The sequence below is a fragment of the Citrobacter sp. FP75 genome, from assembly GCF_018342065.1.
Taxonomy (GTDB): domain Bacteria; phylum Pseudomonadota; class Gammaproteobacteria; order Enterobacterales; family Enterobacteriaceae; genus Citrobacter.
The window spans coordinates 485960-500017 of sequence record NZ_JAFDOE010000002.1; the positions used below are offsets into that span (position 1 = coordinate 485960).

Consider the following 14058-nt stretch of genomic DNA (forward strand, 5'->3'; position numbering starts at 1 on the left):
GTTGGCGGTGCTACATTAATCACTATGGACAGACAGGGTAAATGTACAGGAAGTGAAAAAGGGTAGCTTTGCTACCATGGTCTGAATCGCAGACCAATTGCAAACACAACAACACAACATCACAACCGTAAGCCAAAAGCCCACCAGAACACGCATTCCGATAAAACTTTTCGTTCCGGCTTCAGGAAGTGCCGCCACTATAGGTATTTGCTGGTAGAACCTCAACGGACAATTTATAATGGCTCAGATTAAAAAAACTAATAGGTTACAGCCTGTTAGATAACTGTTAAATTCATTTAACATCAAAGCCTAAAAAGTCATGTCAAAACGATTACCACCCTTAAATGCGTTACGTGTTTTTGATGCCGCAGCGCGTCATTTGAGCTTTACTCGCGCAGCAGAAGAGCTTTTTGTGACGCAGGCCGCAGTAAGTCACCAAATCAAGTCACTCGAGGATTTCCTTGGGCTGAAGCTGTTCCGTCGACGCAATCGATCTCTTTTGCTGACGGAAGAAGGCCAAAGCTACTTCCTCGACATCAAAGAGATTTTTTCGCAATTAACCGATGCGACGCGTAAACTTCAGGCACGCAGTGCAAAAGGCGCGCTTACCGTCAGTTTATTGCCCAGTTTTGCCATTCAATGGCTGGTGCCCAGACTCTCTAGCTTTAACTCAGCTTATCCGGGAATCGATGTCAGGATCCAGGCGGTAGACCGTCAGGAAGATAAACTGGCTGACGATGTTGACGTGGCTATTTTTTATGGGCGTGGCAACTGGCCTGGCCTGCGCGTAGAAAAATTGTACGCTGAATATCTGTTGCCGGTCTGCTCTCCTCTATTACTCACCGGTGATAAACCGCTGAAGACGCCAGAGGATCTGGCAAAGCACACGTTATTGCACGATGCTTCTCGCCGTGACTGGCAGGCCTATACGCGCCAGCTTGGCCTGAATCATATTAACGTTCAGCAGGGACCTATCTTTAGCCATAGCGCCATGGTGCTACAGGCTGCCATCCATGGACAGGGTGTTGCGCTGGCCAATAACGTTATGGCGCAATCGGAAATTGAAGCGGGCCGTCTGGTCTGCCCTTTTAATGATGTGCTGGTCAGCAAGAACGCGTTTTATCTGGTTTGTCATGACAGTCAGGCAGAACTGGGTAAAATAGCCGCCTTCCGTCAGTGGATTCTGGCGAAAGCGGCCACTGAACAAGAAAAATTCCGCTTTCGTTATGAACAATAATTTACGTAGGGTATTAACATGACCAGCCGTTTTATGCTGATTTTTGCCGCCATAAGTGGCTTTATCTTTGTCGCTCTGGGCGCGTTTGGGGCTCATGTTCTGAGCAAAACTCTCGGCGTTGTTGAAATGGGTTGGATCCAGACCGGTCTTGAGTATCAGGCGTTTCATACGCTGGCTATTTTTGGTCTGGCCGTCGCTATGCAGCGACGCATCAGCATTTGGTTTTACTGGAGTAGCGTGTTCCTGGCATTAGGCACCGTGCTGTTTAGCGGCAGCCTGTATTGCCTCGCGCTGTCTCATTTACGCCTGTGGGCGTTTGTTACCCCTGTCGGTGGTTTCAGCTTCCTGGTAGGTTGGGCGCTGATGTTAGTGGGTGCTATTCGATTGAAACGTAAGGGCGTTAGCCATGAATAAGGTTGTATTGTTGTGTCGCCCGGGCTTTGAAAAAGAGTGCGCCGCAGAAATTACGGATAAAGCAACGCGTCGGGAAATCTTTGGTTTTGCCCGCGTGAAAGACAATGCGGGATATGTGACGTATGAGTGCTATCAGCAGGGTGATGCTGAAAAGCTGGTAAAAGAGCTACCGTTCAGTTCGCTGATTTTTGCCCGCCAGATGTTTGTCGTCGGCGAGTTGTTGCAATATTTACCGCCGGAAGACCGCATTACGCCGATTGTTGGCATGTTGCAGGGCGTGGTGGAGAAGGGCGGCGACCTGCGCGTAGAAGTGGCCGATACCAACGAGAGCAAAGAGCTGGTGAAGTTTTGCCGTAAATTTACCGTACCGCTGCGCGCGGCGCTGCGCGAAGCAGGCGTGCTGGCAAAGTATGAAACGCCAAAGCGTCCGGTCGTCCATGTCTTCTTTATTGCCCCTGGCTGCTGTTACACCGGCTATTCCTGGCCTGATAACAACTCGCCATTTTACATGGGCATTCCGCGTCTGAAGTTCCCGGCCGATGCGCCGAGCCGCTCAACGCTGAAGCTGGAAGAAGCACTGCATGTATTTATTCCGGCCGACGAGTGGGATGAGCGCCTGGCAAACGGTATGTATGCGGTGGATTTAGGTGCATGTCCTGGCGGCTGGACGTATCAGCTAGTCAAACGCAACATGTGGGTTTATTCCGTGGACAATGGTCCGATGGCGCAAAGTCTGATGGATACCGGACAGGTCACCTGGCTGCGTGAAGATGGGTTTAAGTACCGCCCGAATCGCAACAACATCTCGTGGATGGTCTGCGATATGGTGGAGAAACCGGCGAAGGTTGCCGCGCTGATGGCGCAGTGGCTGGTCAATGGCTGGTGTCGCGAGACGATTTTCAATCTCAAACTGCCTATGAAAAAGCGCTACGAAGAAGTGTCGCAAAACCTGGCCTATATTCAGGCGCAGCTGGATGAACATAACATCAATGCGCAGATTCAGGCGCGCCAGCTGTATCATGATCGCGAAGAAGTCACCGTGCACGTGCGCCGTCTGTGGGCTGCCGTCGGCGGTCGTCGCGACGAGCGATGACGTACTCAGGCCGGATGACGTATACGGTTATCCGGCCTGAATGATCGCACCATTAGCCTGTTGTTCACCCGATATAATATGCGTCACCTCATCCAGATGCCCGATCCGGACCTCGCCAGAACGATCTAACTTACTTTTATCGAAAAGCAACAACGACTGTGATGCGCGTTTGAGCAGAATAGATTTGAACTCCGCATTGTGGCTGTTGGAATCCCAAAGCGTGCCGCTGCTGTCGATCCCGGCGCAGGAAAAAATAAACAGGTCGATGTCGAGGGGTTTCAACTGAGAAATGAGCGACGGATTAACGTAGCAACCGTCTTTACGTGCCAGTCGCCCGCCAGAGCAAATGAGTTGAATATGTTCGCGTTTGCCAAGCTCCTGGCAAATGGGCTGACTGTTGGTAAATACCTGAATGTTGATATCCGGTAGCTGTCGGACCAGATACCAGCAGGTCGAACTGGCGTCTAAGGCGATCGCCATGCCTTCTTCTATCCATGTCAGCGCTTCCCGGGCAACATCGGCTTTATGCACATGATGACTATTACGGCGAATGTGAAACGGGTCGCCGCTGTTCTGATTTTCCCGCTGAATCACCCTGGCGTATCCGTGGCTGCGCAGCACCTTGCCCTGTGTTTGGAGTTCACTGAGATCGCGGCGTACTGTCTCTCTGCTGACGTTAAGCTGCAAAGACAAGGCTTCGGTGGTCAGGCTTTGATGGTGAATGAGCAAGTCTACTATCGTCTGCTGGCGCGCCGCTTTCATGGTCCGATCCTCATCTTATGATGAACGCCCGTACCGGACGGGCATTCCGATCAGAGATTACGGTGTTACGCCTTTTTTCAAAAGAATATTTCCGTACTTTGCCCGTTCCCCGGTGATAACGACAGCGAACGCTTTTTGCGCCCGCTCGTAGAACGCATAGCGATCGATGCGCGTGATATCAGGGCCGCCAGCCTGCAAAGAGAGCGCATCGCGATAACGCGCTTCGACGGTTGGGTCGAGTGAATCCCCAGCAACGGGGGCCATCATCACCAGCGGCGGGGCGTAGCTGTCCAGTTCAAACAACGGAATAATTGCCTGTAGCAGGTCGCTGACCTGCAGGCCGTCGGCGCGGATCACCTGCGGCCCCATGCTGTGCGCGGGAAAATGGGCATCGGAAAAGATAATTTCATCGCCGTGACCCATTTCAGCCAGCACCTTCAGCAGGTCGGGGGATATTAAAGGTGAAATCGTTTTTAGCATGTCACTCAACTCCTGTGAGTTCGGGTTCGGTTTGCGGATAGAAGTAGCGATACTGGTAGTGCACCTGTGCGCGAGCCTGTTCCGGTGAGGTAAATTCCCCGATGCCTGACCAGGCAAACATCGCCGCTCCGGCAACGGTGGTTTCAGCGTCATCCAGCACCTTGACCGGTATCCCCAAAACATTCGCTTTAATCTGATTCCATAGCGCGTTACGACTTCCCCCGCCAACCAGCAGCAACTCTGTTGCCTGGAAGTGACCGATGGTTTCCAGCATCTGTAGATTTTGCTGCAGCTGTAGGGTTAATCCCTCCAGCGCCGCACGGTAAAAATGCCCGCGGGAACTGTTCAGCGTGACACCTTGCCAGCCCGCGTTCGCACCGGTGAGCAGATCGCACTGCATTTTTACCCCATCAGCTCCTGCCGGAACGGCCTGCGCTTCATCGATAAGCGTTTGCCAGGGTGTATCGGCAGTCCACAGCAGTTTACGTACCCATTCGAGGACGCCGGAAGCCAGCCACTGCATACCAGGGGTGTACAGCCCGGCCTGGCTGTCCAGCTCGCAGGTGGAACCCGGGTAATGGCTCAGCAGTGAGGTATTCACCCGTGCGCTACGCACCATCAAAATTTCCCATGTGCCGGAGGAGAGCACCGGTTCGTCCGGCTGAGCGCCTGCGCCAAAGAGAGCGAACTGAGTATCGTGCCCGGCAGAAATCACCGGAATGCCCACGGGTAGCCCGAGCTGTTTTGCTGCGGCGTTTTGCAACGTCCCAATCTGCTCGCCTGCTTCGACGAGGCGTGGAAACAGGCGGCGTGGTATGCCGACTGCCTGCAAAATATCGGGGCTGAACTCCCGCTGATGGATATCCAGCAACTGACTGGTACCCGCCATAGTGATATCCGTCGTGAATTCGCCGGTTAAGCGGTGGTTGAGAAGTGACGAGATAAACAGCCAGGCGTGTGCCTGCTCCAGCAATTGCGGATGGTTTTCTTTCAGCCATACCAGTTTGTACAACGTGTTAAAGCTAAACGCGCCGACGCCGGAGATATTCTGTAACTGCTGTGGCGACATGTAGCGGCTGATATCGGCCATCACGGCGGCGGTGCGCGGGCATTTCCAACTGATCACCGGATAAAGCAGCGTGCCGCGTTCATCAACCAGCGCGCCGTCCACGCCAAACGTAGTGACAGTAATTCCGCGAATATGGCAGGTGGCCAGTTCAGATGAGAGGCGTTGGCAGCAGTCGGCAAAGCGTTGCAGAATGGCCTCCAGCGACCACTGATGCCAGGCACTGTTTTCTGCGGCGATGTCACTGGCGTTCGGGGTCGCCGCACGAGCGATAATCTTTCCCTGTCGGTCAACGGCGATAGCCCGCACGTTGGTCGCGCCACAGTCAAGGACCAGGATAACGTCTTGTTTCATAATCGCTCCCCAAACGTAGCCGGATGGCGCAGCGCTTATCCGGCCTACGAAATTCACAGCTGTAGGCCCGGTAAGCTTGCACCACCGGGCAACGTCGCATTAACGCTTATACAGCGGGCCATAGTTCTGGCAGGCGCGATAATCCTGACCTTCGCTGTCCATACCGTGCGCGGCCCAGGCGGAAGGACGATAGATTTTCTCATCGATCACGTTGTGCATACACACCGGGATACGCAGCATGGCGGCGAGGGTAATAAAATCTGCGCCAACATGACCAATCGTCAACACGCCGTGGTTCGCACCCCAGTTAGCCATCACAGAATAGACATCGCTGAACGGGCCTTTACCGGTTAAGCGCGGGGCAAACCAGGTCGTCGGCCAGGTGGAATTGGTACGCGCATCAAGCTGAGCATGTACCTCTTTTGGTAATTCCACGCTCCAGCCTTCGGCTATTTGCAGCACCGGTCCGAGGCCTTTGATGATATTGATGCGAGTCATGGTGAACGGCACGCCACCTTCGGTCAGGAAGCGAGAGGAGTAACCGCCGCCGCGGAAGTATTCATGAATAGCCGGGCACCATTCGGTTGCCGCCAGGCAATCATCCGCTTCTTGCTGCGAGATCTCCCAGTGGGGTTTCATGGTCGGCTTACCTTCACTGTCACGCTGTTTGCAGGAACCGTCCAGCGCCGCAGATCCGGAGTTGATCAAGTGGATAATTCCGTGCTCAGCCAGGCCGGTCAGCGGTTGGCCCGTGACGCGTTGCACCGCTTCCGGCGACCAGTAGGTGCGCACATCGGCAAAGACTTGCGCTGTGCCGGTAAGCTGGCGGCCAAACAGCATTGCCACGCCGTTCAGACTGTCGTTTTCGGTGGCGACCACATACGGCTCGCGCACACCATTCCAGTCAAATGAACTGTTGAGCAGCGCTTCGGCGGTGTCGCCATTCGGGTATTGATCGGTCCAGTGACGCTGGCCCTGGAAACCTGCGGCTATCGCGTTGTAACCGAGAGACTCTTCAACCCGACCTTTTTCTGCCAGCTTCTGATTACCCTGCATCATGTCGCGGATGCACATCGCCATCAGCAGGCTCTCTTTCAGCACGGCACGGCTTTGCTCTTCGTTGCGCTTGTACTGCGGCGCGTTCTGATCTTCGCCGTAGCGGAAGTTTTTGTCCGCCCATGCCAGCGCAATCTCCAGCTCGGCTTCGTCATAGATTTTTTGGTCAATGCGGCGACGCAGTTCGGTCATATCAACAGGCTGAACCTTCATTCCCAGCCAGGATTCAAAGAAATTATGATCGACGCTGGATCCCGCGATCCCCATGGAAACACCGCCCACGGACAGATAGCTTTTGCCTTTCATGCTGGCAACGGCTAAACCCGCCCGGCTAAAGCGCAGCAGTTTTTCTTCGACATCGGCAGGGATGGCGGTATCGCCAGCATCCTGAACGTCATGACCGTAAATCGAGAAGGCGGGAAGCCCTTTTTGGTTATGCGCAGCCAGCGCAGCGGCCAGATAAACGGCGCCTGGACGTTCCGTGCCGTTGAAGCCCCAAATGGCTTTCGGTCGCATAGGGTCCATGTCGATAGTTTCGCTGCCGTAACACCAGCACGGGGTTACGGTGATCGTCACGCCCACGTTCTGGCTACTAAATTTTTCGTCGCAGGCAGCGGATTCAGCCATCCCGGCAATGCAGGTGTCTGCGATCACACATTCAATCTGTGCACCGCAGGCATGGCGAAGTTTCTCGGTGATAAGCGCGGCAGTGGCTTTCGCCATATTCATGGTTTGTTCTTCGAGCGACTCGCGTACACCCATGCGACGCCCATCAATCACCGGACGAATACCGATTTTCGGTAAACTGATTTTTTTCATTCGAGGTTCCTCATCTCACTTTATGCCGTGCTGCTGAAGCGGATGTAGGACACCACTGCTGCAGTTGGCTGAATTTCTCATTTTTGCTAACTCGAGTTAGCTTAGGTATCAGAGAGTTTTTTGCACAACTTTTTTGTTGTGGAACTGTGAGAGGCCTCACGAGAAGTGGTTAAAATTCGATCTGCGTCAAATAAATAAATTCAACTATTTAAGTTAATATTCTTATTAATTAATGAGATACAATAAATTGTCTGTTCATCGTCACAGTTTTAAACCAAATGATTTGGTTATTTTTTGCAGCTAAAATAGCTTTAAAAGGCAATCGCTAACTCGAGTTAGCAAAATTGATAAAACGTATCTACGCTTTTAGGCAGTATTCGCATTAACGGTGACGATGGCTCTCTGGCAACGCTGTTTTCGCCTGATTTACCGACTGTAGTTTCCGTATATTGAGGAAAGCAGCAATGTCCGAAACATTTTTACAGATGAGCCATATTACGAAACGGTTTCCCGGCGTATTAGCGCTGAGTAATGTGGATTTTGCTTTACGTAAAGGGGAGGTTCACGCGCTGCTTGGTGAAAATGGCGCGGGAAAGTCCACATTGATGAAAATTTTATCCGGTGTCTATCAGCCGGATGAAGGCAATATTATTTTTGAAGATCAATCAGTTTCATTCGCGAACCCATTAAGTGCGCAAAAAGCCGGGATCACGATTATTCACCAGGAATTTAACCTGTTTCCTGAGTTAACGGTTGAAGACAATATCTTTATTGGCAGGGAATTTTGCAAAAATAGTCGCTGGCGCCTCGATGAGAAACAACAACGCCAGGCTGCTATCGATATTTTGCAAAAATTGAACCTGAATATCGCCCCAGACACGCTGGTTGCCGATCTTACCGTCGCTCAACAACAAATGGTTGAGATTGCCAAAGCGATATCGGTGAATGCCAAAATTCTTATTATGGATGAACCGACGGCGGCGTTGACGGAAACGGAGATCGACAGTTTATTTCAGGTTACCCGTTTACTCAAAGAGCAGGGCACCGGCATTGTCTATATCTCGCACCGTCTGGAAGAGCTGGCGCTGATCGCCGATCGCGCTACCGTTATGCGAGATGGTCAGTTTATTGCTACCGTCGATTATGACGCGGTGAAAATCAGCGATCTGATCGCGATGATGGTCGGGCGTGACCTCGGCAATATCTATCCGCGTCGTGAACCTCTGTCTCAGCACAAACCGGTGCTGGAAGTGAGTAGCCTGACGCGCAAAGGCGTACTGAACAATATCGACTTCACCCTGCATCAAGGGGAGATTTTAGGTTTTGCCGGCCTGATGGGTGCAGGACGCACCGAACTGGCGCGTGCCATTTTCGGCGCAGACCCCATCGATAGCGGTACCATTAAGCTTAACGGCAACGTCACGGTGATTAAAGATATCCCTGACGCAATCAAACAAGGGATCAGCTATTTAACTGAGGACAGAAAAAAAGAAGGCCTGGCATTAGGACTGTCCGTCGAGCGTAATATTATGCTGGGAAATTACCCGGAGTATTCCGATCGCTACGGCAATGTTGACAGTAAACGCTGTCAGCAAACCAGTCAGGAGCAGGTGAAAGCTCTGCGAATTAAAACGCCACACCTTGAGCAGGCAGCGTTGAATTTAAGTGGTGGTAATCAACAGAAAATTATTATTGCCAGATGGGTGTGCAAAGACACCGATATTCTTATCTTTGATGAGCCCACGCGCGGTATTGACGTGGGGGCCAAACTTGAAATTTATGAATTGATGAATCGACTGGTGGCAAAAGGGAAATCAATCATCATGATTTCTTCTGAATTACCGGAAGTGCTGGGTATGTGCGATCGCATTTTAGTGATGCGTAATGGGCGTATTACCGGTGAGTTAGCTTCTGATGACGCCACACAAGAAAAAATCATGCAATACGCGACGTTAGAGGACTAATTTATGACTATCTCTGTAACCTCTTCAGACAGCAATAATAAGAAAATTAAAATTAACAAAGAACTTTTAATGCGCCTCGCGCCGCTTTTCAGTCTGATTATTCTGGTGATCTTTTTTAGTTTTGGATCGCCGTTTTTCTTTAATACTGAAAACATTATGACCATCGCCCTGCAAACGTCGGTCATTGGCATCATGGCGATTGGCGTCACCTTCGTCATTATCACTTCGGGAATCGATCTTTCTCTCGGTTCCGTGGTGGCGTTTTCCGGCGTCGCGGTCGGTATCTGCGCCACGCTTGGTCTGCCGCTGCCAATTTGCATCCTGGCTGGCGTGTTAGCCGGTGGGCTGTGCGGTTATGTCAACGGGCTGTTGGTCACCAAAATGACCATCCCGCCCTTTATCGCCACGCTGGGCCTGATGATGTCCGTCAGGGGCATCAATATGGTAATGACCGACGGTCGCGCGATTTACTTTGCTGATTATCCTGGCTTCAAAATGCTGGCTCAGGGTCGCCTGTTCGACGTGCTGCCTTATCCGGTCTTTTATCTGGTGGTGGTGGCCCTGATCGCCGGGTACATCCTGAAGAAAACGGTGATTGGCCGCTATGTTTATGCCGTGGGTAGCAATGAGGTCGCGGCGCACCTGTCCGGGATTAAAGTCCAGCGCGTCAAAATCTTTGTCTACGCCTTCTGCGGTCTGCTGACCGGCATTGCCGGGGTCATCCTGGCTTCGCGTCTCAACTCAGGTCAGCCAACGGTCGGCGTAGGTTATGAGCTGGAAGCGATTGCCGCGGTAGTGATTGGTGGTACGAGCCTGATGGGCGGGATCGGGACCATTGGCGGCACCATTATCGGCGCATTCATCATGAGCGTGCTGAAAAATGGCCTCAACCTGATGGGCGTCTCCCAGTTCTGGCAGATGGTGGCAATGGGTGTGGTGGTCATTGCGGCAGTTTATCTCGACACATTACGCAAAAAAATTCGTTGATTTACGCTCCCGGAAGTCACGGGGCATCATAACCCTGACGTTTAGGGTGACTCACTCAGAACGGAGTACAACAATGAAAACCAGGCATTTTGTCTATGCGTTATCCCTGCTGGCCTGCATGACAACCAGCGCATTGGCTAAAGATATGAACCTCCCCGTTGTCAGTAAAGGCTTCCAGCATGAATTTTGGCAAACCGTAAAAATGGGAACTGAAGCGGCGGCGAAAGAGCTGGGGGATAAAACCAGCTATGTCGGCCCGGCGGATGAAACACAGATTGCTGAGCAGATTCAGTTGGTTGAAAACGCAATGGCGCAAAAACCTAACGGGCTGCTGCTGGCTGCGTTAGACGCCAATGCCCTCGCACCACTGGTGGAAACGGCTAATTCACGCGGCATTAAGGTCGTCACCTTTGACTCTGGCGTGAACTCCGACATCCCGGTCAGCTTTGTGGCAACCAATAACCGCAAAGCCGGTGCAGAAGCCGCTGATGCGCTCGCCGCTGAAGTGGGCAGCAAAGGAAAAGTCGGCATTATTGCGCACGTGGCCGGTACTTCTTCCGCGATTGAACGTTCGGAAGGGTTCATTGCCCGCATGAAGGAAAAATATCCGGACATCAAGGTTCTGCCAGTCCAGTACAGCGACGGGGATCCGCAAAAAGCGATGGATAAAACTATCGATATGATTCAGGCGAACCCTGACATTGCCGGAATCTATGGTACCAACGAAGGCTCAACGCTGGGCGTGGCGAATGCAATTGATAGTCAAAACCTGAAGGGCAAAGTGAAGGTGATTGGTTTTGACAGCACCGAAGCGATTATTGCCTTCCTGAAGTCCGGCGTCATCCAGGGCTTTGTGGTGCAGGATGCTTACCAGATTGGTTATCAGGGTATCAAAACATTGAACGCCGCCGTGTCGGGTCAGGCTGTTCCGAAAGAGATTGATATCCCGGTTAAATTTGTTAATGCGAAGAATATTGATACGCCGGAAATCGACAAGTTATTACATCCATTCGGTAAAAAATAAGACCGTTGGGGCGACATCGCTCGCCCCATTTTTAGCCAGCGTCAGGGAGTGGTTATGAGCAGCGGATATTTCCTCGGTGTGGATGTCGGTTCCGCCAGCGTCAGGGCGGGTGTATTTGATGCCAGCGGCACGCGGCTGGCCTTTGCGACATTTCCCATCTCGCAGTTTCGACCCGGCCCGGAGCGGGTCGAACAATCATCCACCGAGATCTGGCAGCAGGTTTGTCATGCGGTGAAAGGCGCGGTGTCATCAGCGGGGATCCCTGTCGAGGAGATTCGATCGCTGGGATTCGATGCCACCTGTTCCCTGGTTGCCCTCGATGAACAGGGGCAGGGGCTGGCGGTTTCACCTGGCGAATCGCCAGACCATAACATCATCATGTGGATGGATCATCGTGCGGGAGATGAGACCAAACGCATTAACGCCACGCAAGATCCGGCCCTGCGCTATGTGGGCGGTGAAGTCAGCGTCGAAATGGAACTTCCCAAAGTGCTGTGGCTGAAAAATCATTTTCCCGCAACGTGGCAGCGTGCGTATCGATTCTACGATCTGGCGGATTTTCTGGTCTGGAAGGCGACCGATAGAGATGTGGCGGGCCTATGTACCCTGACCTGTAAATGGAACTATCTGGCGCACGAACAACGTTTTAGTCACTCCCTGCTCGATGCCGTTGAATTAACGGATTTGCTCAATAAAATCCCGTCGCGCATTCTGCCGCCGGGGGCCGCTGTTGGCACGCTCAGCCCTGGTGCGGCGCAGGCGTTGGGACTGACCACTCGTGTTGTGGTCGCCAGCGGGATGATTGATGCGCACGCGGGCGGTGTGGCGCTTGCCGGTGCTCAGCCCGCAGGAACGCTGGCGTTGATCAGCGGCACGTCAAACTGCCATATGTTGTGCAGCGAGCAGGAAATCCATACACCTGGCGTATGGGGACCGTACTGGTCGGCGATGCTACCCGGATACTGGCTGACCGAAGGTGGGCAAAGTGCTGCCGGGGCGTTAGTCGACTGGACGCTTCAGGAGTCAGGTGCCAGCGCGGACCTGTTTGGTAAAGCAGAAGCGCGGGGCTGTCATCCGATTGTGCTGGTTAACGAATGGGTGGCGGCACTGGAAGAACAAGAATCCGAGCCGGGACGCGAACTGCATGTGTTGGCCGATCATCATGGAAACCGCTCACCGCGTGCGCGACCGGATGCCCGTGGCAGCGTATGTGGCTTGACTCTTGAACGCGGCGAGCGGCAGGTTGCCCGCTTGTATCTGGCAACATTGCAGGCGATTGCCTGCGGAACGCGGCACATCATGGAAGTGATGCGCGAAAATGGACACACCATTTCGCGACTGACGCTGTGCGGGGGGGCTACGCACAATCCGCTGTGGCTACGCGAGTATGCTGATGCGACAGGTTGCGATATTCATCTGATGCAGGAAGAAGATGCTGTGACGCTGGGCGCGGCGATTACCGGCGCGGTCGCCTGCGGGGCGTGGGCGAATTTTCCAGCGGCCTGTCAGGCGATGGTGCGGCCTGGTGATGTGATCAAAGCAAATCCTAAGCGTCAGGACTATTATGCGCGTAAATATCAGGTTCATCTGACCATGTGGGGTCAGCAGCAGGTGCTTAACCAACTGATGCAGTAAGACAAATGTTTAAAATACTTTTATTATTGTGACTGGACGTTTTGGATGTGAACTGGGGCATAGAATGGCTAAAACAGTAGAACAGATAGCCAGCGATCTGAATTTATCGGTGACGACTGTGCGATTGGTGCTGAATGGGAAAGCTGAGCAATATCGTATCAGTGTTAAAACCCAAACGCGCATTAATGAATACGTTGAGCGTTATGGTTATGTCATAAACCATTCGGCGCGTAGCCTTAAACTGAATAAAACGGATACGCTGGGGCTGATTGTGCCCAATATTTCCAACGTCTTCTTTGCTACGCTCGCTGAAAAACTTGAGCAACGCTGCCGTCGTTCTGGATATCAGTTAACGATTAGCTGTACTTATGATGATGTTGATTACGAGAACAAATTAACCAAAGCGTTAATTGCGCGTAATGTTGATGGACTTTTTATTGTTCCTTCAACACTCGAAAATCAGCAACATCATTTACGTCAGGTCAGAAAACCGATGGTATTACTTGACCGTGATTTTAAGTACACCGATAACGCACTGGTAGAAAGCCATAATATTTTAGGCGGTGAAAAGCTCACGCAAAGTTTGTTTGACGCTGGAAAATCGCCGATCTGGTTTTTAGTCGGCGATACCGGACTGCCCAGTATTGGCGATCGTTTGCAGGGTTATCTTAATGCATTGAGTAATAATGGTATTTCGCATCGTGACTGGGTGCGTGAAGGTCCGGATAACACGCCAGATGGCGGCTACCGATTGATGGAAAAACTGATCGGCGAGCAGGGATGTCCGCAGGCATTTATCGCCTCGTCATTACCTGTGCTGGAAGGCGCCGTTGTCGCTATCCGTAATCGTTTCGGCGTTATTCCTCCTGATATTAATATCGGGACATTCGATGAACATCCGATGCTGGGATTCCTCGCCAATAATGTCTGGTCAATGCAGCAGGATGAAAACGTCTGGGCCGATAAAGCCTTCGATATGATGATGAGTGCCATTGAAGATCAGCCGATTAAAGAAACGGTAAAAGTTCCGATGAAGTTAATTAAGCGTGTAAGACAACAATAATATCGCTTTAAAAATAAATCAGCTAACTGAATCTGAATAACAATTCAGTGGCTGCTCATATCTGAAACCTGACCCGTCTTACTCTGCGGCTGCATTTTCGCAAT

At 52.1% G+C, this 14058-nt stretch carries 12 protein-coding genes; 8 read left to right on the forward strand and 4 right to left on the reverse strand.

Annotated features, from left to right (window positions below; all coding sequences use genetic code 11):
* The first annotated feature begins 319 nt into the window (after positions 1-319).
* From gcvA to rlmM, 3 genes are read left to right on the forward strand one after another with little or no spacing between them, the layout of a single operon-like run.
* Positions 320-1237: a glycine cleavage system transcriptional regulator GcvA gene (gene gcvA / locus JQ822_RS09965; RefSeq protein WP_005130970.1), complete on the forward strand. Its 918-nt coding sequence runs from the start codon at positions 320-322 to the stop codon at positions 1235-1237.
* An 18-nt stretch (positions 1238-1255) separates the two neighbouring features.
* A complete protein-coding gene (locus JQ822_RS09970) occupies positions 1256-1651 on the forward strand; it encodes a DUF423 domain-containing protein (RefSeq protein ID WP_005130969.1) in 396 nt (131 codons plus the stop codon).
* Entirely contained in the window at positions 1644-2744 is a 1101-nt protein-coding gene (gene rlmM / locus JQ822_RS09975; protein ID WP_135324471.1) for a 23S rRNA (cytidine(2498)-2'-O)-methyltransferase RlmM, read from the forward strand. The genes JQ822_RS09970 and rlmM overlap by 8 nt, the downstream gene beginning before the upstream one ends.
* A 27-nt stretch (positions 2745-2771) precedes the next feature.
* Here rlmM and fucR read toward each other — a convergent pair whose 3' ends face one another.
* The 4 genes from fucR to fucI all read right to left on the reverse strand — a co-directional run bounded on the left by fucR (position 2772) and on the right by fucI (position 7281).
* Positions 2772-3506, reverse strand: a complete 735-nt coding sequence (gene fucR, locus JQ822_RS09980; protein ID WP_213133331.1) for an L-fucose operon activator — start codon at positions 3504-3506, stop codon at positions 2772-2774.
* Between the two features lie 57 nt (positions 3507-3563).
* A complete protein-coding gene (gene fucU / locus JQ822_RS09985; protein WP_213133332.1) occupies positions 3564-3986 on the reverse strand; it encodes an L-fucose mutarotase in 423 nt (140 codons plus the stop codon).
* Position 3987: 1 nt separating this feature from the next.
* On the reverse strand, positions 3988-5406 hold the full coding sequence (gene fucK, locus JQ822_RS09990) for an L-fuculokinase (RefSeq protein ID WP_213133333.1): 1419 nt from the start codon (positions 5404-5406) through the stop codon (positions 3988-3990).
* A 99-nt stretch (positions 5407-5505) separates the two neighbouring features.
* Positions 5506-7281 (reverse strand): L-fucose isomerase, encoded by a 1776-nt coding sequence (fucI, locus tag JQ822_RS09995; protein WP_213133334.1) that lies wholly within the window; start codon positions 7279-7281, stop codon positions 5506-5508.
* A 464-nt stretch (positions 7282-7745) separates the two neighbouring features.
* Here fucI and JQ822_RS10000 point away from each other — a divergent pair, with 464 nt between their 5' ends.
* The 5 genes from JQ822_RS10000 (at position 7746) to JQ822_RS10020 (ending at position 13954) form a co-directional block, all read left to right on the forward strand.
* The gene (locus tag JQ822_RS10000) at positions 7746-9245 is read left to right on the forward strand and encodes a sugar ABC transporter ATP-binding protein (protein WP_213133335.1); all 1500 of its coding nucleotides are present in this window, start codon (positions 7746-7748) and stop codon (positions 9243-9245) included.
* A gap of 3 nt (positions 9246-9248) precedes the next feature.
* Entirely contained in the window at positions 9249-10232 is a 984-nt protein-coding gene (locus tag JQ822_RS10005) for an ABC transporter permease (protein WP_213133336.1), read from the forward strand.
* A 73-nt stretch (positions 10233-10305) separates the two neighbouring features.
* Entirely contained in the window at positions 10306-11256 is a 951-nt protein-coding gene (locus tag JQ822_RS10010) for an ABC transporter substrate-binding protein (RefSeq protein WP_213133337.1), read from the forward strand.
* Between the two features lie 54 nt (positions 11257-11310).
* On the forward strand, positions 11311-12891 hold the full coding sequence (locus JQ822_RS10015) for an FGGY-family carbohydrate kinase (protein ID WP_213133338.1): 1581 nt from the start codon (positions 11311-11313) through the stop codon (positions 12889-12891).
* 64 nt (positions 12892-12955) lie between these two features.
* Positions 12956-13954 carry a LacI family DNA-binding transcriptional regulator gene (locus JQ822_RS10020; RefSeq protein WP_213133339.1) on the forward strand — a complete coding sequence of 333 codons (999 nt, stop codon included), beginning with the start codon at positions 12956-12958 and terminating at the stop codon, positions 13952-13954.
* The last annotated feature ends 104 nt before the right edge of the window (positions 13955-14058 follow it).

Bases quoted from the DNA above. Each gene is read 5' to 3' on its own strand.
- gcvA (WP_005130970.1), top strand. From the start codon at position 320: ATGTCAAAACGATTACCACCCTTAAATGCGTTACGTGTTTTTGATGCC.
- JQ822_RS09970 (WP_005130969.1), top strand. From the start codon at position 1,256: ATGACCAGCCGTTTTATGCTGATTTTTGCCGCCATAAGTGGCTTTATC.
- rlmM (WP_135324471.1), top strand. From the start codon at position 1,644: ATGAATAAGGTTGTATTGTTGTGTCGCCCGGGCTTTGAAAAAGAGTGC.
- fucR (WP_213133331.1), bottom strand. From the start codon at position 3,506: ATGAAAGCGGCGCGCCAGCAGACGATAGTAGACTTGCTCATTCACCAT.
- fucU (WP_213133332.1), bottom strand. From the start codon at position 3,986: ATGCTAAAAACGATTTCACCTTTAATATCCCCCGACCTGCTGAAGGTG.
- fucK (WP_213133333.1), bottom strand. From the start codon at position 5,406: ATGAAACAAGACGTTATCCTGGTCCTTGACTGTGGCGCGACCAACGTG.
- fucI (WP_213133334.1), bottom strand. From the start codon at position 7,281: ATGAAAAAAATCAGTTTACCGAAAATCGGTATTCGTCCGGTGATTGAT.
- JQ822_RS10000 (WP_213133335.1), top strand. From the start codon at position 7,746: ATGTCCGAAACATTTTTACAGATGAGCCATATTACGAAACGGTTTCCC.
- JQ822_RS10005 (WP_213133336.1), top strand. From the start codon at position 9,249: ATGACTATCTCTGTAACCTCTTCAGACAGCAATAATAAGAAAATTAAA.
- JQ822_RS10010 (WP_213133337.1), top strand. From the start codon at position 10,306: ATGAAAACCAGGCATTTTGTCTATGCGTTATCCCTGCTGGCCTGCATG.
- JQ822_RS10015 (WP_213133338.1), top strand. From the start codon at position 11,311: ATGAGCAGCGGATATTTCCTCGGTGTGGATGTCGGTTCCGCCAGCGTC.
- JQ822_RS10020 (WP_213133339.1), top strand. From the start codon at position 12,956: ATGGCTAAAACAGTAGAACAGATAGCCAGCGATCTGAATTTATCGGTG.